21 protein-coding genes, 3 tRNA genes and 1 pseudogene are annotated in these 22,608 nt (G+C 69.9%); 5 read left to right on the top strand and 20 right to left on the bottom strand.

The annotated features are described in order from the left end of the window. Position 1: 1 nt before the first annotated feature. Positions 2-1,099, top strand: a complete 1,098-nt coding sequence (locus KLI87_RS19745) for an adenosine deaminase (RefSeq protein WP_156219807.1) — start codon at positions 2-4, stop codon at positions 1,097-1,099. On the opposite strand, the gene KLI87_RS19740 is transcribed toward KLI87_RS19745, so the two are convergent. The 16 genes and pseudogenes from KLI87_RS19740 to KLI87_RS19670 form a co-directional block, all read right to left on the bottom strand. Then, the gene (locus KLI87_RS19740) at positions 1,080-2,498 is read right to left on the bottom strand and encodes an MFS transporter (RefSeq protein ID WP_156219808.1); all 1,419 of its coding nucleotides are present in this window, start codon (positions 2,496-2,498) and stop codon (positions 1,080-1,082) included. The two genes, KLI87_RS19745 and KLI87_RS19740, sit on opposite strands and share 20 nt — an antisense overlap. 85 nt (positions 2,499-2,583) lie before the next feature. Further along, on the bottom strand, positions 2,584-3,198 hold the full coding sequence (locus KLI87_RS19735) for a TetR/AcrR family transcriptional regulator (protein ID WP_214618214.1): 615 nt from the start codon (positions 3,196-3,198) through the stop codon (positions 2,584-2,586). 40 nt (positions 3,199-3,238) lie between these two features. Further along, positions 3,239-3,820, bottom strand: a complete 582-nt coding sequence (locus KLI87_RS19730; protein WP_214618213.1) for a TMEM165/GDT1 family protein — start codon at positions 3,818-3,820, stop codon at positions 3,239-3,241. Between the two features lie 286 nt (positions 3,821-4,106). Continuing rightward, complete coding sequence (locus tag KLI87_RS19725; protein ID WP_214618212.1) at positions 4,107-5,174, bottom strand: UDP-N-acetylmuramate dehydrogenase; 1,068 nt, start codon at positions 5,172-5,174, stop codon at positions 4,107-4,109. Between the two features lie 46 nt (positions 5,175-5,220). Beyond that, positions 5,221-5,646 (bottom strand): MaoC family dehydratase, encoded by a 426-nt coding sequence (locus tag KLI87_RS19720; RefSeq protein ID WP_156219810.1) that lies wholly within the window; start codon positions 5,644-5,646, stop codon positions 5,221-5,223. Then, on the bottom strand, positions 5,646-6,083 hold the full coding sequence (locus KLI87_RS19715; RefSeq protein WP_156219811.1) for a MaoC family dehydratase N-terminal domain-containing protein: 438 nt from the start codon (positions 6,081-6,083) through the stop codon (positions 5,646-5,648). The genes KLI87_RS19720 and KLI87_RS19715 overlap by 1 nt, the downstream gene beginning before the upstream one ends. 269 nt (positions 6,084-6,352) lie before the next feature. After that, entirely contained in the window at positions 6,353-6,517 is a 165-nt protein-coding gene (gene rpmG, locus KLI87_RS19710; protein ID WP_026404241.1) for a 50S ribosomal protein L33, read from the bottom strand. A 117-nt stretch (positions 6,518-6,634) separates the two neighbouring features. Next, positions 6,635-6,708, bottom strand: a tRNA-Met gene (locus KLI87_RS19705). Between the two features lie 297 nt (positions 6,709-7,005). Then, positions 7,006-7,078 (bottom strand) — tRNA-Thr (locus KLI87_RS19700). An 80-nt stretch (positions 7,079-7,158) separates the two neighbouring features. After that, positions 7,159-7,419 carry an acyl-CoA dehydrogenase family protein gene (locus KLI87_RS40190; protein ID WP_250904059.1) on the bottom strand — a complete coding sequence of 87 codons (261 nt, stop codon included), beginning with the start codon at positions 7,417-7,419 and terminating at the stop codon, positions 7,159-7,161. A 22-nt stretch (positions 7,420-7,441) separates the two neighbouring features. After that, a pseudogene (locus KLI87_RS19695) lies at positions 7,442-8,284 on the bottom strand (acyl-CoA dehydrogenase family protein); the annotation flags it as partial. Between the two features lies 1 nt (position 8,285). Beyond that, positions 8,286-9,020, bottom strand: a complete 735-nt coding sequence (locus KLI87_RS19690) for a protein phosphatase 2C domain-containing protein (RefSeq protein ID WP_308166082.1) — start codon at positions 9,018-9,020, stop codon at positions 8,286-8,288. Between the two features lie 370 nt (positions 9,021-9,390). Beyond that, positions 9,391-10,041, bottom strand: a complete 651-nt coding sequence (locus tag KLI87_RS19685; RefSeq protein ID WP_214618210.1) for a DUF805 domain-containing protein — start codon at positions 10,039-10,041, stop codon at positions 9,391-9,393. A 73-nt stretch (positions 10,042-10,114) separates the two neighbouring features. Then, positions 10,115-11,143: a hypothetical protein gene (locus tag KLI87_RS19680; RefSeq protein WP_156219814.1), complete on the bottom strand. Its 1,029-nt coding sequence runs from the start codon at positions 11,141-11,143 to the stop codon at positions 10,115-10,117. Then, positions 11,140-12,366 (bottom strand): MFS transporter, encoded by a 1,227-nt coding sequence (locus tag KLI87_RS19675; protein ID WP_156219815.1) that lies wholly within the window; start codon positions 12,364-12,366, stop codon positions 11,140-11,142. Before KLI87_RS19675 ends, KLI87_RS19680 begins: the two co-directional genes overlap by 4 nt. A gap of 27 nt (positions 12,367-12,393) precedes the next feature. Next, positions 12,394-14,838, bottom strand: a complete 2,445-nt coding sequence (locus KLI87_RS19670) for a N,N-dimethylformamidase beta subunit family domain-containing protein (protein WP_156219816.1) — start codon at positions 14,836-14,838, stop codon at positions 12,394-12,396. Positions 14,839-15,288: 450 nt separating this feature from the next. Between KLI87_RS19670 and KLI87_RS19665 the strand changes: the two genes are divergently transcribed. Next, positions 15,289-15,990 (top strand): hypothetical protein, encoded by a 702-nt coding sequence (locus tag KLI87_RS19665; protein WP_214618209.1) that lies wholly within the window; start codon positions 15,289-15,291, stop codon positions 15,988-15,990. 308 nt (positions 15,991-16,298) lie between these two features. Here the strand turns inward: KLI87_RS19665 and KLI87_RS19660 are convergent, their stop codons facing one another. Next, a complete protein-coding gene (locus KLI87_RS19660) occupies positions 16,299-16,631 on the bottom strand; it encodes a hypothetical protein (RefSeq protein WP_214618208.1) in 333 nt (110 codons plus the stop codon). Between the two features lie 847 nt (positions 16,632-17,478). Here KLI87_RS19660 and KLI87_RS19655 point away from each other — a divergent pair. The 3 genes from KLI87_RS19655 to KLI87_RS19645 all read left to right on the top strand — a co-directional run bounded on the left by KLI87_RS19655 (position 17,479) and on the right by KLI87_RS19645 (position 19,437). After that, entirely contained in the window at positions 17,479-17,922 is a 444-nt protein-coding gene (locus KLI87_RS19655; RefSeq protein ID WP_156219818.1) for an Hsp20/alpha crystallin family protein, read from the top strand. 221 nt (positions 17,923-18,143) lie between these two features. Further along, on the top strand, positions 18,144-18,479 hold the full coding sequence (locus KLI87_RS19650; RefSeq protein ID WP_308166081.1) for a MerR family transcriptional regulator: 336 nt from the start codon (positions 18,144-18,146) through the stop codon (positions 18,477-18,479). Between the two features lie 229 nt (positions 18,480-18,708). After that, a complete protein-coding gene (locus KLI87_RS19645) occupies positions 18,709-19,437 on the top strand; it encodes a DUF899 family protein (protein ID WP_214618207.1) in 729 nt (242 codons plus the stop codon). A 238-nt stretch (positions 19,438-19,675) separates the two neighbouring features. Here KLI87_RS19645 and KLI87_RS19640 read toward each other — a convergent pair. The 3 genes from KLI87_RS19640 to KLI87_RS19630 all read right to left on the bottom strand — a co-directional run bounded on the left by KLI87_RS19640 (position 19,676) and on the right by KLI87_RS19630 (position 22,608). Then, a tRNA-Tyr gene (locus tag KLI87_RS19640) sits at positions 19,676-19,763 on the bottom strand. Positions 19,764-21,227: 1,464 nt separating this feature from the next. Beyond that, positions 21,228-21,644 carry a hypothetical protein gene (locus KLI87_RS19635; protein WP_214618206.1) on the bottom strand — a complete coding sequence of 139 codons (417 nt, stop codon included), beginning with the start codon at positions 21,642-21,644 and terminating at the stop codon, positions 21,228-21,230. Positions 21,645-21,753: 109 nt separating this feature from the next. Beyond that, a complete protein-coding gene (locus KLI87_RS19630) occupies positions 21,754-22,608 on the bottom strand; it encodes a helix-turn-helix transcriptional regulator (protein ID WP_214618205.1) in 855 nt (284 codons plus the stop codon).

The following is a 22,608-nucleotide window of genomic DNA, read 5'->3' as shown; positions in this document are numbered from 1 at the left end:
CATGGAGGCCCCTACCGTGTCACCCCACCCGGCCCGGCCGCGTTCCGCGCCGGACCGCCGCGAGGACGCCGCCGTCGCGTCCCGCCCCGCCCGCCCGGACGTGGCCCTGCTCCCCAAGGCGCATCTGCACCTGCACTTCACCGGGTCCATGCGGCACTCCACGCTCGTGGAGCTGGCCGCCACGCATGGCGTGGTGCTTCCGGACGCGCTCGTGGAGGACTGGCCGCCGCGCCTGCGCGCCACCGACGAACGCGGCTGGTTCCGGTTCCAGCGCCTGTACGACATCGCGCGGTCCGTGCTGCGGACGCCGGACGACCTGCGGCGGCTGCTGCGCGAGACCGCCGAGGACGAGGCGGCGGAGGGCTCGGGCTGGCTGGAGATCCAGGTGGACCCGAGCGGGTACGCGGCGCGCTTCGGCGGCCTGACCCCGACCGTCGAGCTGGTGCTGGACGCGGCGCGCGGCGCGTCGGAGGCGACCGGCGTCGGCATCGGCGTGGTGATCGCGGCGAACCGGACGAAGCACCCGCTGGACGCCAAGACGCTCGCGCGGCTCGCCGTCCGGTACGCGGGCCGGGGCGTGGTCGGGTTCGGGCTGTCCAACGACGAGCGGCGCGGCCGGGCCTACGACTTCGAGGGCGCGTTCCGGATCGCCAAGCGCGGCGGGCTGCTGTCGGCGCCGCACGGCGGTGAGCTGCTCGGCCCGGCCAGCGTCCGGGAGTGCCTGGAGAACCTGGACGCCGACCGGCTCGGCCACGGCGTCCGCGCGGTGGAGGACCCGAGGCTGCTGGAGCGGATCGTCGAACGCGGGGTGACCCTGGAGGTCTGCCCCGCGTCCAACGTGAGCCTCGGTGTGGCGGCGACGGCGGCGGACGTCCCGGTCCGCCGCCTGTACGAGGCGGGCGCGTCGATCGCGCTGGGCGCCGACGATCCGCTGCTGTTCGGCTCGCGGCTGGCCCGACAGTACGACCTCGTCCGCGGCGAGCACGGCTTCACCGACGCGGAACTGGCCGATCTGGCGCGTCAGTCGGTCCGCGCGTCGGCGGCCCCGGACGACGTCCGCGCCCGCCTGCTGTCCGGCATCACCGCCTGGCTTTCGTAGGGGCGGGCGCGGGGGCGGAGACCGCCTCGCCCTGGACGGGGAGGTGCGCGGGGATCGCGAGCGTGGCGAGCGCCGCGGCGGCGATCAGCCCGGCGGCGATCCACAGGGCGGGCAGCAGCCCGTCGGTGAACGCCTGCGGGCTCGTGAAGCCGCCTCGCGCGGAGAAGACCGCGCCGAGCACGGCGATGCCGAACACCGTCCCGAGCTGCCGGGCGGCGTTGCTCACCCCGGACGCGACGCCCGCCATCTCCGGCGGCGCGAAGCCGAGGGCGGAGCGGGCGGCGGGCGGGAAGAACAGGCCCATGCCGGTCCCGGCGAGGACGAACGCGGGCACCAGCGCGCCGTAGGTGACGTCCGGCGAGATGACAGACGCGAGCCAGGCGAGCCCGGCCGCCTGCGAGGCCAGCGCCAGCGTGAGGACGGCGCGGACGCCGAGCCGGGCGATGAGCGGCGCGGTGAGCGGCGCGACGAGGATCGGCATCGCGGTCCACGGCAGGGTCCGGATCCCGGTCTCCAGCGGGCTCATGTGGTTCACGCCCTGGAGGAACTGGACGAGCAGGAACGTCGCCCCGAACATCCCGGCCCCCATCGCCAGCATCACGGCGTTGACGACGGCGAACCCGCGGGCGCGGAACAGCCGCATCGGCAGCATCGGTTCGCGGGCGCGCAGCTCGTAGCCGACGAACGCGGCGAGCAGCACGGCGCCGAGGACGATCGAGCCGAGCACCTGGCCGCTCGTCCAGCCGTGCTCGTTGCCCCGGACCAGGCCGAGGACGACGCCGAGCAGGCCGCCGGTGACCAGCAGGGTGCCCGGCGCGTCCAGCCGGCGGGCGGCGCCGCGGCTCTCGGTGAGGAACCCGGGCGCGAGCGCGAGCAGCACCGCCCCGACGGGGACGTTGATCCAGAAGATCCACTGCCAGGCGGCGTACTCGGTGATCGCGCCGCCGAGCACGGGCCCGAGCGCCACGCCGAGCCCGCTCATCGTGCTCCAGGCGGCGATCGCGACGCCCCGGCGGGCCGGGGGGACGGCGGCGGCGAGCAGCGTCAGCGTGAGCGGCAGCACGACCGCCCCGCCCGCGCCCTGGACGGCGCGCGCGGCGATCAGCGTCCCGATGCCGGGGGCGAGCGCGGCCCCGGCGGAGGCGAGGGTGAAGACCGCGAGGCCGCCGATGAACAGGCGGCGGCGCCCGTAGCGGTCGGCGATGGCGGACGCGGGCAGGAGCAGGACGGCGAAGGTGAGGGTGTAGGCGTTGACCGTCCACTCCAGCCCTTCGAGGCCGGTGTCGAGGTCCACCCGGATCTCGGGCAGGGCGTTGGTGACGATCAGGTTGTCGAGGGCGACCATGAACAGCGCGATGCCGGTGATGACGAACGTCCGGATCGGATGCGGCTTCTGCATTTAGTTATCACTCACTAACTTAGCCGGGCAAAAAAAACGCGCGCCCTGGGCGGTGCCCACGCGCACGCGAGAGGGACGGATGCGGTCAGGGCTCCCCGGGCCTCCTCGGTTCGGCCTGCCCGATCGGCCAGTCGGCGAGGTGCTCGACGCCCCGCAGCTGCTCCGACCAGTCGCGCACCGAGCCGGCGAACGCCTCACCGGAGGTGTAGGGGACGTCGAACAGGGTGAGCACGTTCGCCAGCAGGCCGACGGCGACGAACCGCAGCACCTCCTCCGGTTCCCCGCCGGACAGCTCGGTGATCAGCCGCCACAGCCGCGCCCACCGGACGTGGCCGAGCCTGCTGACCTCCTCGTCGTGGACGGCGGCCGCGTAGAGCTTGAGCTGGAACCGCAGCAGCACGGGCCGCTCGCTGAGCGTCCAGCGGTAGGCGGTGGACATCGCCCGCAGCGCCTCCACGCCGTAGAGCCCTCCGGCGGCGTCCCGCATCATGGCCTCGATGTCGTCGAAGCAGCGTTCGGCGGCGGCGAGGAACAGGGCCCGCTTGGTCGGGAACAACCGGAACAGGTACGGCTGCGACACCCCGACCCGCTCGGCGATCACCGAGGTGGAGGTGCCGTTGTAGCCGGTCTGGCCGAACTCGACCAGCGCGGCCTCGATCGCCATCTCCCGGCGCTCCTCGGCGCTCATCCGCGGACCCATGCGACGTAAGTTAGTACTCAATCACTAACTTGGTCAACGGCTACGCGGTGATGCCCTCGACCAGCAGCAGCACGCCGAAGATCGCGAACCCGGCCGCCGCGCCGTACTTGATGACCCGCTCGGGCAGCCGCCTGCCCAGCATCTGCCCGACGATGATCGCGAGCCCGTCGGCGGCGACCATGCCGATCGTCGAGCCCGCCCAGACGCCGGTCAGCGCGAGCAGGCCGCCGTGGTCGGCGGCGAGCGTCACGGTCGCGAGCATCGTCTTGTCGCCGAGTTCAGCCAGGAAGAACGCCACGCCGACGGCCAGGATCGCCGAACCCGTCGCGTGCTTGGCCTTGTCGCGCTCCTCGTCGTCGAGTTCGTCGCCGCGCAGCGTCCACATCGCGAACCCGATGAAGGCGAGCCCGGCGAGGATCGAGATCGGCCCGGTGGGGAGTGCCGCGCCGAGCGCCGCGCCCAGGGCGACGCTCGCCAGGTGGACGAGCGCCGTCGCCGCTGTGATCCCGACCAGGACGGGCAGCGCGCGGAAGCGGGTGGCGAAGGTCATGGCCATGAGCTGGCTCTTGTCGCCGAGTTCGGCGACGAAGATCACGGCCAGGCTGATGATGAAGGCGTACACGGATCCCTCTCGCTCGGATGCCGGGCGGAGGGCGGGAGCTTTCACGGGCACACGACCTCGGCCCGGCATGACTGCCGGACCGAAGGTCTCGTCCGCCTCGGCGGCCGGGCGCGGCGCGCGCGGCCCGAGGCCCGCGTGACCGGGCACCGCGGGTGGCGCCAGTATGTCGATCACGCGATTGGGACTACTCCCCCTCGACGCCGCTCACCTTACCAAGCGGTCTCAGAGGGTCACGCCCGCGCGGAGGGACCCCGGCTCAGAAGGGCCCGGCTCAGAAGGGCCCGGCTCAGAGGGTCACGCCGACGAGGACGGGCTCGTTGACCAGCTCCACCCCGAACGCGGCGCGCACGCCCTCGCGGACCTCGCGGGCCAGCGCGAGCAGGTCGCGCGTCCCGCCGTCGCCCGGGTTGGTGAGCGCGAGCGTGTGCTTGGTGGAGATCCGCGCCGGGCCGAGCGCGTGGCCCTTGGTGAAGCCCGCGCGGTCGATCAGCCAGGCGGCGGACGTCTTGACCCTGCCGCCGGCCTCGGGGTAGCGGGGGAACGCCGCGTCCGGGCCGAGCCGTTCGGCGACCCGGCGCTCCAGGTCGGCGAGCTGGGCCGCGTCGAGCACGGGGTTGGTGAAGAACGATCCGGCGCTGCGGGTGTCGGGGTCGGCCGCGTCCAGGACCATGCCCTTGCCGCGCCGCAGTTCGAGGACGGCGTCGCGCGCCTCCTTCAGCGTCACCCGCTCCCCCGGCCGCACGCCGAGGCGCCTGGCCAGCTCGGCGTAGGCCACGGGCTGCGACTCCTCGGCCTCGCGCAGCGCGTACGTCACGTCCAGGACGACGTAGCGGTCATCGCCCTTGAACACGCTGTGCCGGTAGGTGAAGCGGCACGCGTCGCGGTCGAGGGCCACGATCGCGCCGGACCGCCGGTCGTAGGCGCGGACCTCCACGATCGTCTCGCCGACGTCCTGCCCGTAGGCGCCGACGTTCTGGATGGGGGTCGCGCCGACGCGTCCGGGGATGCCCGACAGGCACTCGACCCCGGCGAGGCCGTCGGCCACGCAGCGGGCGACGAACGGATCCCAGTCCTCCCCGGCCTGGACGCGGACGAGGACCGTGTCGCCCTCGCCCGGCCGGCAGTCGGTGCCGCGCGTCCCGACGCGGACGACCGTCCCGGGGAAGCCGTCGTCGGACACCACCAGGTTGCTGCCGCCGCCGAGCACGAGCACGTCCTGGCCCGCCTCGTCGGCCTCGCGGACGGCGGCGACGAGCTCCGCCTCCGTCGTCGCCTCGACGAAGCGGCGCGCGGGGCCGCCCAGCCGCAGCGTGGTGTACCCGGCCAGGTTCACCTCTTCAGCGAACACCGCCACGTCGTCTTCCCCTCCCGTACGTCCCGGCCGCGCCTCGGGCGCTCGTTCAGGCGAGCCGGACGGTGGCCTTCGCGCGCGTGAGGACCTTCTGGCCTTCCGACCGCGCGGTGAGCGCCACGACGACGGTGTTGTCGTCGAGCTTCCTCTCGACCTTGCCGCTGATCTCCAGCGTCGCGCCGCCCTCGTCGGGCACCACGACCGGCGAGGAGAACCGTACCCCGTAGTCGAGGACGGCGCCCGGGTCGCCCGCCCAGTCGGAGACGAACCGTCCGCCCTGGGCCATCGTGTACATGCCGTGCGCGATGACGTCCGGCAGCCCGACCGACCTCGCCGTGCTCTCGCGCCAGTGGATCGGGTTGAAGTCGCCGGACGCGCCCGCGTACATGACGAGGTTCGCCCGGTCGACCGCGAACGTCCGCGCGGGGATCTCGGTGCCGACCTCGACGTCGTCGTACTTCACGGTGGCGGTCATCAGGCCCCCCGTTCCACGAGCGTGTTGTGGCAGGTGCAGACCGGCTCGCCCTCGACGGTCGCGATCTCGGTCCGCACGGTCATGCTCTCGTGGCTGCCGACCGACTTGATCTCGGTGATGGTGGACGTGCAGGTGACGACGTCCCCGGCACGCAGCGGCCGGACGTAGGCGAAGCTCTGCCCGCTGTGCACGACCATCGCGAAGTTCAGGCCGAGCTCGGGGTCGGCGAGCCCGGGGGTGTAGAGCGACATCACGATCGGGAAGGTCGGCGGCGCGATGACGTCGGGGTATCCGGCCGCCTTGGCCGCCTCCCGGTCGCGGAAGACCGGGTTCGGGTCGCCGATCGCGTCCGCGAACTCACTGATCTTCACCCTGCCGACCTCGTACGGCTCACCGGGCGGAAAAACCCGCCCGACGAAGTCGCGGTTCAGTGCCATGCGGTCCGTCCCTCCGGTCGTTCCACGCCTCGCGCCTCCCCTGCCGCCGCGCCGCCCCGTCCGCCCGCGCGTTCCCGGACGGGACCGTAACAGAACAACGCTCAGCCCGCCCTCGCGGGTCGTCTCGGCGAGGACGGGCTGATCACGTCAGGGCAAGCTTGCGAAGAAGCCACCCCACTGCGGGCCTGGGGCCTGCTTGGTCAGCAGGACTCCCCGTGTGGACGGTACGGCCTGCCCTGCGGGGCAGTATTTCGCCGTCCTGGCCTCGGCTAGCGGGTTTCCCGGTGCGGACGGTGGGTCCGGCAGTTGGGGCAGTACTTCTTGATCTCAAGGCGGTCCGGGTCGTTGCGCCGGTTCTTCCGCGTGATGTAGTTGCGGTGCTTGCACTCCTGGCAGGCCAGCGTGATCTTCGGCCGGACGTCGGTGGCAGCCACGATGGAGTGCCTTTCTGGGCTAGGGACATGGACTACGTACCTCGGCCGCCCCTGCGGGCGGCCGGCGATTCGAACCCAGCCTGCTCACCCCCGGGTGGAGGTGAGAGACATGGGTAGTAGCGAGGGCCGGACTTGAACCGGCGACACAGCGATTATGAGCCGCTTGCTCTGCCTGACTGAGCTACCCCGCCGCGATGGTCGGTGTGGACCGGATTGCAAGGATACCGGATGCCCACCGAGCCCTGGAAACGAGAAAACCCCGCGCCATGATCGGGGAATCGTTCCGCGGGCTCCCGGGAGCGTCGCCCAGGCTACCGGCAGTGGCCGATGACCTGCGAAACGTCCTACTGGAACCGGTGGGACGGTACCACAGGGCCCCGTATGGAGCGAATCAGGCACCCGGTGCCCGTGATCGCCGGGGCCCGCGCAGGCCCCGGAACGACGAAGGCCGCCGTCCGCTGGTTCCGGATGGCGGCCGAGGTGCCGTGAGCCCCTTTACGGAATCGAACCGTAGACCTTCTCCTTACCATGGAGACGCTCTGCCGACTGAGCTAAAGGGGCCTGCGCCGTTCGCGCAGTGAAACCATACAGGGTTCCCGGCCCGGTTGCGAAATCGTTTGGAGGGTCTTCGTCGTGCCTGCTCAGCGCAGCAGGTGACGGGCGATGACGAGCTGCTGGATCTGGCTGGTGCCCTCGAAGATGCGGAAGAGGCGCACGTCCCGGTAGAGGCGCTCGACGGCGACCCCGCGCATGTAGCCCATGCCGCCGAACACCTGTACGGCGCGGTCGGCGACGCGTCCGGCCATCTCGGAGCAGAAGTACTTCGCGCAGGACGGCCCGAGCCCCGTGTCCTCTCCCGCGTCGTAGGCGCGCCGCCTCCAGCACCATCGAACGCCCGGCATAGAGTTCGGCTTGGGAGTCCGCGATGAGCCCTTGGACCAGCTGGTGTTCCCCGATCGGCTTTCCGCCCTGGACGCGTTCCCTGGCGTAGGCGACGGTCTCGTCCAGGAGCCTTTGGGCGAGGCCCACGCAGACGGCGGAGATGCTCAACCGGCCGTGGGCGAGGGACGCCATGGCGGTGCGGAACCCGGTGCCCTCCGTCCCGACCATGGACGAGGCGGGGACGCGGACGCCGTCCAGGAGCACCTCGGCGGTGTGGGCGCCGCGCTGGCCCATCTTCGCGTCGGCGGGCCCGACGCGAAGGCCGGCCGCGTCCCGCTCGACGAGGAAGGTGGAGATGCCGCGGCCGCCGGGGCCGCCCGTCCGGGCGAAGACCATGAACACGTCGGCCTCGGGCGCGTTGGTGATGAACCGCTTGGCGCCGTCGATCACGTAGCCGTCGCCGTCCCGCCGCGCGGCGGTGGTCAGCGCGCCCGGGTCGGAGCCCGCCCCGGCCTCGGTGAGCGCGAAGGCCCCGACGGCCTCGCCGGAGGCCAGGCGCGGCAGCCAGGCGTCCTTCTGCGCGTCGGTCCCGGCCCGGACGAGGACCTGCCCGGCGATGCCGTTGCCGGTGCCGAACATCGAGCGGAACGCGGGGCTCGCGTAGCCGAGTTCGAACACCAGCCGCACCTCTTCGCCCACCGAGAGGCCGAGCCCGCCGTAGCGTTCGGGCAGCGCGTACCCGAACAGGCCCATGTCGCGGGCGGCCCGCCGGATGGGCTCGGGGATCGCGTCGGTCTCCTCGATCTCGTCCTCGCTCGGGACGACCCGGTCGCGCACGAAGGCGCGGACGGTCGCGAGCACGTCGGCGAAGTCCCGTGCGTCCATGTCAGAAGCGGACGAGGACGGCGGTGGCGTCGTCGTAGCGTTTGCCCCCGGGCCGGACGTCCGCCCGCGCCTCCGCGACCCGCGTGCGCCTGACCAGCTCGCGGGGGCCCTCCTCGTCGAGGACGTCGATCAGCTCGTCCCAGCCGAGGGCGTCGAACCGCTCCACCAGCCGGGACGCGCCGTCGCTGAGGACCGCCGCGCGCGTCAGCCCCCGCACCGGCACCTCCCCGGTCAGCCCCTCGTACGCGGCCTCGGGACGGGTGCTCGCGACCCAGAACCCGCCGGGGCTGTTCCTGGACCGGCGTACCGACTCCGGCGTGTAGCTCGGCAGCCGGTCGACCCGGTCGTCGCGGAACACGCGGATCCCGCCGCCGTCCACCACGATCGGCGAGTCGGCGAGGACGTACCAGTCCACGACCTCGTCCCGCCGCCGCAGCAGCGACACGGTCGCCGAGGGGCTGTCGGGGTTCTCCAGGTCGCAGGTCGCGGTGTGCGCCTCGCCGGTCACCTTGATCGCCTCGGCCACCAGGTCGGGCAGCGGCTCGCCGCCCTCCAGCGCCAGCCGCGCCGCGATCTGCCCGCCGACCCGCCGCACGAGCCACGCCGGGTCGTGCCGGCATCCGCTGTCCACCCCGTCCGGTTCGGTCGCGCCGTCCAGCAGCACGACCCAGCCGGGACCCGCCGCGACGAAGTCCTCGTTCGGCCGTCCGGGCGCCGCCTCACTCACATAGCTCACCTGCACATCCCCAGGTTTACCCGCAATCCGGCGGACCGGTGGGCGCCGCGGTGATCAGTCGGTGAAGATCAGGGCGGCGTGCCGCACCCGCCGCCGGGTGGTCGGGATCGGCCGTCCGGCGACGCCGCGCCGATCCCGAACGATCCATTTCGATGCCGAAATCGGTTTCTCAGCGCAATTCAGGGTGCTTGTTTGCGGTCGCCCCGTCACAGCTTGTTCCGGTCGCTCGATCCCTTTCCAACGACTCCGAAGCGGTCGCGACGGCGCGTTCACCTATCCGACCGAGCAGATAGGCGCGTCGCCCGGCGTCCAGCGGATGGAGACCGCACCGGTAACCGCCTATGCCGAACGCCGCGCCATCCGTCGGCGCCTAGACGGCCCCTTCGGGCGGGTCGGAAACCGTGTGCGCGGCGGGCCCGAGGGGCGGCGGGTTCGTCAGCCGGACGAGGTCGTCGGTTCCGCCTTCGTCGAGCACTTCCAGAAGGCGCTGCCGGAACGCCTGGTCCCCCATCACCTCGCGTCGCAGCGACAGCCAGGTCAGATCGTCGTCGGCCTTCTTGCCCGCCTCGCCCGCGTACACCACGGCGAGTGCGGCGTAGCCGACCGCGACGTAGATATCCCCGTACTTGTCGACCTGGCGGGCGAGTCTGCGGTGCACGTTCGCCTGCGCGGCGGCGTCGTCCGGCGGGCCGTACCCGTTGTGGCCGGGCGTGCTCGGCAGGCAGGTGAAGACCAGGACCACGAACGCGCCGATGTAGGGCACGAGGGCCAATAAGAGCCACCATCCCGAACGGTCGGTGTCATGGAGCCTCCGCACGGATACGCCGAGGCTCGGCACGAGGCTCAGAAGGATCCAGATCAGCGGAGTGAAAAGCGAGGCGACCGTGAACGCGAGCGTGTAGGCGACGGCAAGGATGACCATCGAGAAGAGGTAGAACCACCAGTACTCCGAACGCGAGGCCCTGCCGCTCCAGTCGAAGGACCGGACAAAGGTGCGTTCGACCGATGTTCTCATGTCCATGCGTCGCCCTCCGTCGCTCGCTTTCGCAGGCACCGTACGCGCCGCCGACCGGTACCCCTCCCTTTTCCGTGGGTCAGCGCTGGGAGTGGGACTTGGCCGGGGAACGGACGGTCGGCGAATCCGCGTCCGGAATGAGCAGCCGGGGCGCGCCGCCCTTCAAGGCGACGACCCAGACGTCGGCGTTGCGCCCGCCCGCGCCGCCCTTGGGCACCCCGTACATGACGTGGCCGTCGTCGAGCCACGCCGCCTGGTCGTCCACGCTGCGGGTCTCGGCGAGCGGCGTCTCGACGCCGGAGGCCAGGTCGAGGACGTGGAAGCGCCAGACGTCGTTGTTGAGGCCGGTCCGCTTCTTGTAGGCGAGGCGCCGGCCGTCCGGGGAGAGGGACGGGCACTCGACGTTGTCGCGCAGCGCGGTGAGCGTGCGCCGCCGGATATCGCCCTCGACCAGGTACCTGCGGTTCTGGGTGGCGACGGTCGCGAAGAACCGGTCGCCGCCGGGGACGAACGTCACGCCCCACACGTTGCGGTCGGCGTTGTCGTTGCGCTGCCCGTTCAGCAGGAACGTGAAGTCCTCGATATTGCCGACCGGCTCGCCGTCGACGCGTCCGATGACGGTCTCGGTGGAGAAGCCGTCGGAGATGTAGGAGTGCCCGGTCACGAAGGCGGTCGTGGCGTAGTAGCGGCCGTCCTCGGAGAACCTCGCGCGGCTCGGAATCCCGTTGAGCCGCGTCTCCTTGCCGGGCCGCAGCCGCTCGTCCAGCAGCGTTACCGCGAAGAGCTGGATCGGGTTGCGCGTCTGCCGCAGGCACAGGCCCCCGGCGGGCGCGGCGGCCGCCCGCTCGCACCGGGCCGGCAGGACGACGCGCTCCCGCCCCGCGTCACCGGCCGGGACCACGGCGATGTGGCCGAACTCGGGCCCGGCCCGCAGCGACCGGAACACGAGCTGCCGCCCGCCGGGCAGTCCCCCGCCGCCGCCCTCGCCGGACGCGCCCGCGCGCAGCACCGACACGGTGACCCAGCTCGCGGCGACGGCGACGACGACGATCGTCAGCACCAACATGATCTTGCCGTCCCTGGACCGGCGCCGGTCGGGCTGCGTCATCGGGCCTCCGTCCGCTGGTCGCGGGCTCGTGTGATCATCGGTACGGCGGTGAGCAGCGCGACCGCGAGCACGGCCGCGAAGGTCCACACGGCGGTGGCGCCCTCGGCGGCCGTCCAGACCGCGCCGAACGCCACCGCGCCGAGCGCGCGCCCGCCCGCGACCGCCGCCTGGACGACGGAGATCCCCGTCGCCGTCAGCTCGGCGGGCAGCAGCGGCGCGGCGGCGGCGGGCAGTACGCCGTCGGTCGCCGCGTAATAGGCGCCGAGGAACATGAGGCACAATCCCGCCCCGGCGGCCCCGGCGGTAAGGATCGCGCTGAGATATGCGCACAGCAGCAGGCCGTATCCGGCGGTGAAGACGCGGTTCCTGCCATAGCGGTCGGACACCCGTCCGAGCGGCACCGCCAACGCCAGATAGACCAGGCTCGTGCAGACGAAGAGCAGCGGAAACCAGCGCGTGGTGACGGACTCGTTTCGCAGCAGGACGAGATAAAGGAAACCGTCGCCGATCGTCGCCACGGAAAGCACGGCCGCCGCGCAGAGCAGACGCCGGAATCCGGTGATGCGCAGCAGCGCAGCGACGTCCCGAAGCGAGACGCCGCCCTCGGTCTCGGCCCGATGCTCCGGCACATGGTGGACGAACAGCAGCACCCCGAGAACGGCGGCGCAGCACGACACGACGAACACCATGTCGAAATCCCCCGGCGCGAGCGCGAGCAGGCCGAAGGCGACGACGGGCCCGAGAAGGGCGCCCGTCGCGTCCAGCGCCCGGTGCACGCCGAAATACCTGCCGAGCCGGTCCCGCGGGCCCGCCGTGGCGATCAGCACATCGCGCGGCGCGGTCCGCAGCCCCTTGCCCGCGCGGTCCATGCCCACGGCCGCCGAAAGCGTTCCCGCGCCGCCCACGGGAAGCAGCAGCAGTTTGGCGGCCGCGCCGATGGCATAACCCGAACCCGCCACGAGTTTCGGACGGCGCAACCGGTCGGCGAAGAAGCCGCCGAGCAGCCGCACCAGAACGGTCGCGCCCTGGTAGAGGCCGTCCAGCATCCCGTACGCGAGCGGCGTGAGCCCGAGCACCAGCGTCGCATATATCGGCAGGACGGCCGTCACCATCTCGGTCGAGACATCGGTGATCAGGCTCACCATGCCCAGGACCACGACGACCCTGGGCACCCGCGACCTGATCCCCGTGCCGCGCGGGATACCGCGCACCGATACGTACATGGAGCCTCCGGAGAGCGGCGGACGGGATCAGTCGGTGCCCGGGAGCGGCTTGCCGGAGGCGAAGGCGTTCAGGACGTTCCCGGTCATGGTCGCGATGTCGTTGTCGTACTTGTTGTAGAAGAGGCTTCCGGCCCAGGAGATGGAACTGGCGGAGAAGACCGCGCCCCCATGCGGGTACTGCGTGAGCGCGACGTCGCCGCGAACGAGCCAGTTGACGGTGCCGCCCTCCATGAGATTGGCGGTGTTGTTCTCCTCCTTCACGAACAGGTACTCGTCGCCGAAGCCGGTCCCCGAGGCCAGGACGATCGTGTTGTCGGCCGTGCCCAGCGCGTACTCGGCGCGGTCGAGCTCCTCGCCCATCGGCCCGCCCGGGCTTTGCAGCGATGTGAAGTCGCCGATCTGGCCGGTCGCCTTGACGCCGTTGAAGACCCAGTCGGCCTTCGGATCGTGGCTCTGCGGCGAGCGGTCCAGGGGACGGCTGTACATGCCGGTCCCCATTCGGGACCCGAAGCCCTGCGCGGTGAAACCGACGCCGACGAGCTGCTGCGGGGGCCGCCCGCGGAACCGCCACAGGCCGCCGTATTCGCCGGTCGTGTTGTGGTAATGCTCGCCGGGAGCGCCCTGCCACGCCTCGGTTCCGTCGTGGCGGCGCAACTCGGTGTAGGTGCCGGTGCGGTCCATCGGCGTCACCCAGTAGAAGCCGTTGCCGCCGAGGTACATGAGCCGCCCGCCGTCGTTGAGCCAGCCCTGGAGGGAGTCGAGCATGGTCTCCGACGTGTATTCGGGGTGGCTGCCGGTGATGACGACGTCATAGCCGTCGAGCAGCTTTCTGCCCTGCTTGTGCAGGTCGTGGTCGGTGATGTAGTCGACCTTGCGACCGGTGGACTCCAGCCAGTCGGTGATATGCGTGTCGGCCTCGAACTGCCAGGGCCGCCCCTCGCCCTTGCGCCCGGTGGACATCGGCCGCAGGTTGACGATGGGCCGCAGCCCCGACGAATAGACGACGCCGCTCCCGTCGGTGTGATGGGAGTACTGGCTCAAGCCGCTCACGAAGTCGCCGCTCAGGCCGTATGCGAGGTAGCTGAACGTCGGAACCAACAGAGCGATCTTCGATGTGGGCTTCTTGGGACGCACCACGAACGTCGCGTGGTAGATCTTCCCGTCCGCCTCCAGTTTGGCCGCGTAGATACCGCTGCGCGCGTCGTCCGGTACCCGCCAGGTGAAATCGGGCTCCCAGGCGGAATCGCCGAGGTCGTCGTCGTGGAAGTACATCGCGCCGTACTGCTCGGGCGCCCGCGTGAAGTTCTGCTCGTCCGCCTTCCAGTTGTGCCCGGTGACCGCGCGGACCGGCAGGTTGACCACGCGCCCGTTCAGATGGTTGCCCGAGGTGTCGACGGCCCGGTCGGTGTCCATCTTCTGGGAGAAGTCGAAGTCGGCCACGGCGCTTCGCGCGGGGCCGCCCCGCTGGAGGGCGCCGATCTCCTTCTCGTCCAGCGCCCGGTCGAACACCCGCGGCGCGTCGATCTTGCCGTTGTAGAAACCGGCCGGCTTCTTCTGCCCGCCCTGATAAGCGGCGACCAGCAGCGGACCGGAGGCGTTCTTCAGCCCCCGGGCGTCAATCGTCTTGGTGACGACGGCATCGGAATTGTTGGGATGCCCGCTCAGCGGCCGCTGGTAGAGCCGCACCTTGCCCGTCCTGGCGTCGTAGGAGACGGCCGCGAAGTACCAGCCGGAGGAGTTCACGTGCTGCGGCCGGACGACACCGCCCGGCTCGACGCCCCGCAGCGCCGGAGCCCACGGCTTGAGCCTGACCCCGGTGCTCACCGCGTGCACCCGTCCCGACCGGTCGGTCAGCCGCAGGCCCAGCCCGCCGTCCCGGTCGACGACCATGCCGTAACCGGCCTGCTCCGCGTCCGACCACTTGGTCACGATGCCCTGCACCGCACCCGTCCCGACCGGCGTCCGCTGGTAGGCGACGGGGTTGAGCTTGGAGCCCGGCACGGTCGTCGGCGCGATCCACGCCGTGAGCGTGAAACTCCCGTCCAACCGCAGGCTGTCGTCGTCGGGGACGCTCACATACGAGCCCAGCGGAAGCGTCTGGTACTTGCCCGGGTACTCCTTGTTGGCGTCGGACGCGACGACCTGCTCCTTGATCCCCGGCCCGCGCGGATCCGCGTCCCCGTGCACCACCCGCACCATCGTCGCCTTGAACGCCGGGCTCTTCGTGCTCACGCTGATCTTCACGGACTGCCCGGGCTCGACGCTCAGCCGGTCCGGATATCCGCTGATCCCGAGCCCGTCCAACGCCTCCTGCGGCGTCCGCGGGTCGACGGGCAGCGGGGGCGGCTCGACCTTCGGGGTCTCCGGCCGCGTCGCCGCGACCACCCCCGCCGAGAGGGGTCCGGACCCACCCACCACGGCGATGAACGTCGTGACCGCCAGGGCCGTCCCCAGCCGTCTGCGTGCGATCACTGGACCACCTCTCTGCCGGCCCCCAACACGGCCACACAGGAACGGCGTCCCACCCCGCAGGACGTGCGCCGTCTCCGGACGACGCCTCCATTTCAAATTAGAACGACCTGGGGCAACTGCCTAGAGAGTTCACTACCGGACATCTGACCGCATCCGGCCCCAGACAGGAACACCGGCCCCAGCCGCCCACGAAGACGATCTTCAACCGACCGCGGCGACCGAAGATCGAATTCTCCATTCCGGACCGTCCACGCCATTTTCGCATATTTCTTACGGCCAATGATCAGAGGAAAGACAAACTCGCTTGACAGCAGGTCAATGCACGGTTCATTGTGCGGTGGAGACCAAGCGTGAGGAAGCGGGCGACCGCGTGGCCCGCGACCGCTGCTCGCCACGGGGGTGGCCATGCTCAGAATTCACTTCACCAGCGACGATCTGTCAAGGATCCACGTGGCCCCGGGCCCGGACGCCTTGTGGGAATTGCTCCTCAGCCTGTACCGCTTACGCCGTCCCGAAGGCAAGGACGTATTCGGCCCGTGGAAACGCGCGATACGTCCCAGGGTCCCGGCCTCGGCGCGCCTGCTGACCGACCTGATCCCTCCGGCGGGCTACGCCCCCGACTTCCTCACCCCCGCCACCCAGACCGGCACACTGGACGCGGGCCTGGAAGCGTTACGCAGCACGCCGAGCACCCGCCTGGCGGCTGACCTGTCCGAACTCGCCGCCCGCCACCCCGGGCGCCCCACCCCGGGCTGGACCCGCGCCCTGGCCGCCGGCCGCCCCGAGATCGTCGGGCAGATAGCGGGCACCGCCGCCACCTACTTCACCACCTGCCTCGACCCCTACTGGCCCCGCATCCGCGAACTGATCGACCGCGACCGCGCACAACTGAACAGGCAGATCACCGACGGAATCGACCACGATTTCCTCACCACCGTCCACCCGTCGGCCCGCTGGAGCTTCCCCGTCCTGGAAATGGACTACCCCGACGACCACGACATAGCCCTGGACGGCCGCGGCCTGGTCCTCCAACCGTCCTACTTCTGCTGGGGAACCCCGATCACCCTTCTAGACCCGACGCTCCCACCCGTTCTGGTCTACCCCATCAACCACAAAACCCCCTTGGCCGCCCCCCAGCACAACCCGGCCTAAAAACAATGGGCCTCGCCACCCACGAAACCGCTACGAGCGATCCCAGTCGCGGACGATCTCAAGGACCAACCGGATCAGCGACACCGTGCCTCCAAGAACCAACGCAGGCCGGTTCCGCTCTGGACACATAGGCCAGCTCCTCTCTCCAGTACGAGCGCCATCTCGATGCCCCCCGCAAGGCACCGCACCGCTCACCGAAGATCAGCAACCGCCAAGCTCTCCGCCCACGAAACCCGCACAACCCACCCCCACCCCCGACTCCGCCGGCCCACCCTCACCCCGGCAGGTGGACGGCAGGCACAAGCGCCCTACTCCGCATCCCGGATATCGGAGATCAGCTTGCTGCCGACATCACTCTGCACAGCCAGCCGGGTATGCCCCACGTCGTCCCCGTTCTCCCAGGTCAAAGTGATAACAGTGAACAGGAGCCCGACACCGGTCTCGTGGTAGCGCACCTCCCAGTCAATGGGACTGTCCGGGGTGCGCAGAACCCCGTCGGCCCGGTTGGCCTCCTCCCACACGGCAAGCCTCCGCTGAAGCCCTTCGGTGAGGTAGTAGGCGCGCAACCGCTCCGCCAGATCGTCCATGCGATCCAGCCGCGCGTCGATGTAAGCCCCATAGAAGTCAGCTACCCGGTCCATGGACGAATCCGGACTACCGCTCCGAATCACCCTGTCCTTCATGGCACCGGCCACCACCCACACCCCTCCAGTCGCACCCGAACACAACGACCTCACCCTGTCACCGCCCAATCACACCCCGCTATACGCAAAGAGTGACACCCCCACTACTCTCCAGCAACCCTCACCAGACGCCCGGAAGCCCCCACCTGAACCACAAACCCCTTACCGGCACCACCCATCACCAGCGCGATCTCATCGGCCGCACCTACCGGGCCGCAGGCAACGACTGCTTTAAGGGCTAGGGGCAACGTAGGTACGGAGAAGGTGAGCGCTGACGCGGGAACCTGTTATCCCCGACCACGACCGGGGTGGAGTCTCACGTCATGTCACGACGGTTACCCGGTGAGCGGGGTGCAGCCGCCGGGCCAGCCGGGTGGCAGCCGCGCGTCGGCTCCTCGCACAGGCACCGGCCGTCGACAAAGCCCGGCTCCGCGAACTCGCGGCCGACCCGCCACGGCAGCCCTCTGCATACCGATCACTCCTGGAAACGACCAGGCCCTCCACCGACGCCCCCCATACCTACAACCACAGGATCAGCTAAGCCGTCCTGCCCGAGGGTGCCGACGAAGCTCGCCAAGCAAACCACACTCATCGACTTGACCAGCCCACTCAGCTGCGGCACCCCTGCCTAGCCTTCTGAACTGCAAAGGAGCTCCAACCCGACCTCAGAGCGGCACGGGAAGCTCGAACCAGCACTTGACAACCAGCCGGGCACCATACCTATAGTTTGAGTTGCAGGGTTTCTCTCAGCAGAGGCACAGTCCCGGGGCGGAGGCTCCCGGGGATCTTCGGAGGTGAGCGAAAGATGCTGCTGACGTCGATCGACCCGTTCGTCCAGGAGTTCGAGCGTCAGTTCGACCGTGCGATCCGGCAGGTCGGCCTGAACGGCCGCACCGAGAGCGCGGGCACCATGCCGGTGGACGGAATCCGCCGCGCCGACGACGTCGTCCTGCGGTTCGACCTGCCCGGGGTCGACCCCGGCTCAATCGAGGTCACGGTGGACCGCGGCGTACTGACGGTCAGTGCGCGGCGCGAGGAGGAGTTCGGCGAGGACGACCGCGTCTTCGTCCGCGAGCGCACGATGGGAGCCTTCACCCGTCGCGTGTACCTCTCGGAGCACCTCGACGCCGAGGCGATCGAGGCCGCCTACAACAACGGTGTCCTGGCCGTCCGCATCCCGGTCCTGGAACAGGCCAAGCCCCGCAAGATCACCGTCCAGGCCGGCGGACAGAAGGCCCTCAGCAACTGACCTCGGAGCGGCGAACAACACAGCGACGGCCCGTCACCGGCGGCACCGCAAGAGGCTCGAATCCGGTGACGGCCCGAGACAGCGGCCCCGCGCCGGCGCGAGCGGTATCCAGAGTCACACCGCAGCCCCGGCGGCGGGGCCGCTGCCTCATAGCCCCACCCAAGCCGCGAACTTCGTCCGACGAGCCATCCCCGCCGAACCGCAAGGAAGGAGGGCGGACGGTGAAACTTCCCATGGACGACGAGTACGCCGCCCTGTTCACCGTCGGGCAGGTCGCCGACATGCTGCAGGTGCAACACGCGTTCCTGCGACGCATCGACGCGCAACAGGTCGTCTCCCCCCAGCGCTCGAACGGCGGGCAGCGCCGCTACAGCCGCGCCGAGATCGGCCGCATCCAGGAGGTCGTCACCATGATGGACCAGGGCATGTCCCTGCCCGCCATCCGGCGCATCTTCGAACTCCAGCATGAGCTCCAAGAGATCACCCGCGAACGCGACGAACTCGCCCGCCGCCTAGCCGACCACAACCGAGCAGCACAGCGCCCCGACCCCACCTAACCCGCACCACCAAGCGGAACCACAGCGACATGTAGCCCGATGAGTGGACGCCGACGCAGCCCCAGTCACCGCGTGGCGGAAACCCGGCTCCCTCCCGTCCCAGGGCCTACTTCGGGCCCGTCCAACCGCCCATACGACCTCGATGGGAAATACCGGCGCCCGTCGATGACTTCTGCGGCCCTCCCTGGTCAACACATCTGAGCAGACCCGTCCGAGCCCGGGAGGAACCGTGACCGACCAGACCACCAACGCCCTACCCCCGATCGTCGACCGGCAGACCTGGCAGGCCGCGCTCGACGACCTGCGTGTGCGGGAGAAGGCCGCCACCCGTGAACTCGACGCCATCGCTGCGCAGCGCCGCAGGCTGCCGATGGTCGAGCTCCCGGACTACACGCTGATCGGCCCGGACGGTCCGATCCGCCTGGTCGACGTATTCGACGGGCGGTCCCAGCTCATCGTCTACAACCACATGTGGACCGATGGCGCGGAGTGGCAGTGCGGCGGCTGCACAGGACTGACGTCGCAGTACGTTCGCCTGGACCTTCTCAACAACTACGACGCCCGCTTCGTCATCATCACCAACGGGTCCATCGAAGAAGCGCTGGCCTACAAGGCCAAAGTGGGCAACACAATGGAGTGGTACTCGTCGTCGCAGAGCTCGTTCGGCGCCGACGTGGACGCGCCCCCCGGCGGAGGCTTCGCGGTGAACGTGTTCCTCCGCAACGGCGACAAGGTCTACCGCACCTGGCACACCGCCAGCCGCGGTACCGAACAGCTCAGCTACACCTTCGCGTTGGTGGACATCCTGCCGTGGGGCCGCCAGGAAGAGTGGCAGGACTCACCCGACGGCTGGCCGAAATCGCCCGCCTATTCCAAGTGGCTCGACTCTCCCGACGTAGCCCGGCTCTACGGCCCGGACAGAGACCCCGGCACGAAGCCCGCGCCCGCTGGTTCCTAACGAGGTACCCGCAGAGTCGAGACAACCGACGGCACGAGGGCGTTCGCTCGCCTGCTCGGCATCGGCTGTAGAACGGCAGCGGACCCGCCCGGCTGTCGCCGGGCCTTCGGGGTGGACCCCGTGCCCCCAGCGTGCCCGCGAAGGCGGAGAACCACGGGGAACCACAGGCCCCCCAACGAGAACAGCAGAACAGCCCCTCACCTGTGTTGTGCCTGGTGAGGGGCTGTATTGCTTGGTGTGGCGGGTGCAGGGTTCGAACCTGCGTAGGCTAAGCCGACGGATTTACAGTCCCACCGCCGAACTCCCCTGACCTGCAAGAACCCGCCAACAATCAGGCTTCTCGGCTCGTATTCGGCCCACACACGAGCCGGACTTTCTGTGCGCAAGGGCGTGCGGAGAAGTTCGAACTCACTGCTGCGCGATGTCGTGACCCCTTGCAGGGGCGATGAGGACCGTGGCGAACGGTTGGGTGCAGGGCGGGTTCACCTCCTGGTTGCGGACCCTCGTAGGGCGATGAGGACGCCAGTACGTCGAGGCGATCGTCTGGCAGAACTCGTTGCGACCCCTCGTAGGGGCGATGAGGACCAGGTGCCCGTGCACATCGCGTGGTCGCGTGTCATGGGGTTGCGAACCTTGTAGGGGCAATGAGGAGGAGACAGGAGTTCCGTACGCCACCTTGGCTAGGTTGCGAACCCTTGTAAGGCGATGAGGACCCTGGTCGAACTGTCCGCCGCCACGCTCTGCGACAGGTTGCGAACCCTTGTAGGGGCGATGAGGACCACCACCGACCATGAGCGGACCGGCGCGCCGCAGGAGTTGCGAACCCTCGCAGGGGCGATAAGGACACGTGTACCGCCGGTCCGGCTGGGAGGTCGTCGAGTTGCGAACCCTCGTTGGAGCGATGAGGACCCCCGGCGCGCGGGTGAAGTGGCTCCAAGACGCGCTGTTGCGAACCCTCGTAGGGCCGATGAGGACGGCAAGACTCGGCGAAGTCGCGCGGGTACGTTTCGAATTGCGAACCCTCGTAGGGGCGATGAGGATGCCTACGCGGCCAAGGTCCGCTACACGCGCATCATGTTGCGAACTCTCGTAGGGGCGATGACCTAAGGACGAAGGGGACCTGTGGGGTCTACTCGTCCAGTTGCGAACCCTCGTGGGGCGATGACCCCATGGTAAAGCCGCTGGCCGGATACCGTGTGGACATCCGTCTATGGAGTGCGATTCAGCAAGCCTCCGGTAGGGCGCGAGACCCCCGGCGTGTCGCTGAAACGATCAAGGCTGATCTTGACGGCGACGCACGTCTGAAGCATCTCAGACAGGGCTGGTCGCTCGCACTCTCTTGCGGTCGTGCACTGTTGCCAGGGCGGTCCGGGAAGGGGGATTGGCCCAAGAAGCCGCCCGCCCGCCTTCGTCGTCGGGGGTGACGAAGCGGAGCGTTCATAGGTACTGCTTGGAGGGCGGGCGCCCCGCTGGATAATGGACTAGGGGCGCCCGCCGCTTGTACCGGAGAGGGCACGAAGGACGGAAGGCACGGGGGTCGAGTCGTGCGACCTCATCAAACGGGGGATTCTGAACGGTGGCGTGTGCTCAGTCGTGCTCCGCCTCGTTCGGGCCCTCTCCGGTAGGTTCAGGACTGGCCGTGCGGTGGGTGGGGCTGGGAGGTTCCAAGCACTCCCAGCCGTACATGCGTCCGTACGTGGAATAGATGACGTATGGGCGTGGCGGTCGGGCCGGTTGCTCGGTCTCGTCGCGATGACGGCCGGGGTGCCGGCGCCGCAGCCACTTGCCGATCACGTCGTGACGAGCGGTTCGTTCTCCGCCGTCTCGTCCTCGTCGTCGGGCTGGTCGTCCGGGTTGTCTTCGGCCTGGCGGTGCTGCTCGGCTTCGGTGTGCTTGGTCTTGAGCCACATCAGTGTGGTCGTGATGTCGGATGCCTCGGCGATCCACTCGCCGCCGTCGCCGTAGAACCACAGCCGGTCGCGGTCGCCTGGCCGGGTACCGCAGAACACGCGGGCGGGGGCTTGGGGCTTGCGGTCGAGTCGGACGTAGTAGTTCTGGCCGCCGTCCGACGTACTGACCTCGGTCGGCATCCGGTGGGCGTTCGCGGCGGCGTTGCTGAGCACGTTCAGACGCGACATCGCCTCATCGCTCGTGCGCCTGGGGGTGTCGCCTTCCGGGGACTCGCGCGGCCGGTCAAGACTGGCCATGATCAGACCTCCTGTCACCTGCTGGAACCGTTCGAAGCGCGCTACCGAGAACGCTAGATTCGCGGCGTCGGCAGGGCCCAGGAGTGTGCCCGAGTGTGGCACGCGACTTTCAGACCAGGTGATTTTGCGCCTTTTGGAGGAGTTCGCGTGCTGCCGAGCCGTAGGCGGCCAACCCGGCGAACTCCTCGAAGACGGCTTCGTACTGGACGATCTCGGCGGGTTGGGTGATGGTCAGCCACCCGGACACGGTCTCGACGGTGACGCGTTCCCGGTCGAACATCCAGAAGCCCTCCACAGGCCACAGTTCACGGTGGGCGTCGGCCGGGATGATGCCCAGAGAGACGCTCGGCAACGTCATCACCTGCTGGAGGTCGGCGAGCTGCTCACGAGCCACCTCGGTTCCGCCCAAACGGGTCCAGATGGCCGACTCCTCCATGAGGAAGGCGAAGCGATGTGCCCCTTCGCGCAGCACCCGTTGCCGGGCGATGCGCGCGGCGACCGCTTCGTCCAGGTCGGTGGTGGGGACGTCGCGGAACGAGCCGACCTTGGCGAGGATCGCTCGCACGTAGCCGGGGGTTTGGAGCAAGCCCGGCACCACTCCGGGCTCATAGACGCGGAAGACGCGGGTTCGCTCGTACAGGGTCGCGCGGGACTCTTGCAGACGGCGAAGACCTGAGCGCTGGAGGCGCTTCCATTCCACGAACGCGCCCTCGACGGCGCGCAGCGTCGCGATCAGGTCGCCGCTCTGCTCCTCTGCGCCGCACACACGGCACCACGTGCGAATGTCATGTGCGTTAGGGGCGCGGGCAGCGTGCTCGATCTTGCTGACTTTCGTGCGGTCCCAACCGGCCGCCACCGCAAGGGCGCGACCGGTCAGGCCCGCATCAAGACGCAGCTCACGAAGTCGATCGGCCAGCGCTTGCCGCGCCTGCTGAGCACTGGACGAGGGTGAGGTGGTGGTCAC

Origin of the sequence: Actinomadura sp. NEAU-AAG7, from assembly GCF_018603865.1 — a bacterium.
Lineage (GTDB): Bacteria > Actinomycetota > Actinomycetes > Streptosporangiales > Streptosporangiaceae > Spirillospora > Spirillospora litoris.
The sequence above is the reverse complement of the archived record's forward strand: the minus strand, read 5'-3'. Positions and strand labels throughout refer to the sequence as shown.

Coding starts and splice junctions, on each gene's coding strand:
- KLI87_RS19745 (WP_156219807.1), top strand. CDS start 2: ATGGAGGCCCCTACCGTGTCACCCCACCCGGCCCGGCCGCGTTCCGCG.
- KLI87_RS19740 (WP_156219808.1), bottom strand. CDS start 2,498: ATGCAGAAGCCGCATCCGATCCGGACGTTCGTCATCACCGGCATCGCG.
- KLI87_RS19735 (WP_214618214.1), bottom strand. CDS start 3,198: ATGGGTCCGCGGATGAGCGCCGAGGAGCGCCGGGAGATGGCGATCGAG.
- KLI87_RS19720 (WP_156219810.1), bottom strand. CDS start 5,646: ATGACCGCCACCGTGAAGTACGACGACGTCGAGGTCGGCACCGAGATC.
- KLI87_RS19715 (WP_156219811.1), bottom strand. CDS start 6,083: ATGGCACTGAACCGCGACTTCGTCGGGCGGGTTTTTCCGCCCGGTGAG.
- KLI87_RS40190 (WP_250904059.1), bottom strand. CDS start 7,419: ATGCCGGGCGTTCGATGGTGCTGGAGGCGGCGCGCCTACGACGCGGGA.
- KLI87_RS19685 (WP_214618210.1), bottom strand. CDS start 10,041: ATGGACATGAGAACATCGGTCGAACGCACCTTTGTCCGGTCCTTCGAC.
- KLI87_RS19680 (WP_156219814.1), bottom strand. CDS start 11,143: ATGACGCAGCCCGACCGGCGCCGGTCCAGGGACGGCAAGATCATGTTG.
- KLI87_RS19675 (WP_156219815.1), bottom strand. CDS start 12,366: ATGTACGTATCGGTGCGCGGTATCCCGCGCGGCACGGGGATCAGGTCG.
- KLI87_RS19660 (WP_214618208.1), bottom strand. CDS start 16,631: ATGGACCGGGTAGCTGACTTCTATGGGGCTTACATCGACGCGCGGCTG.
- KLI87_RS19655 (WP_156219818.1), top strand. CDS start 17,479: ATGCTGCTGACGTCGATCGACCCGTTCGTCCAGGAGTTCGAGCGTCAG.
- KLI87_RS19635 (WP_214618206.1), bottom strand. CDS start 21,644: ATGGCCAGTCTTGACCGGCCGCGCGAGTCCCCGGAAGGCGACACCCCC.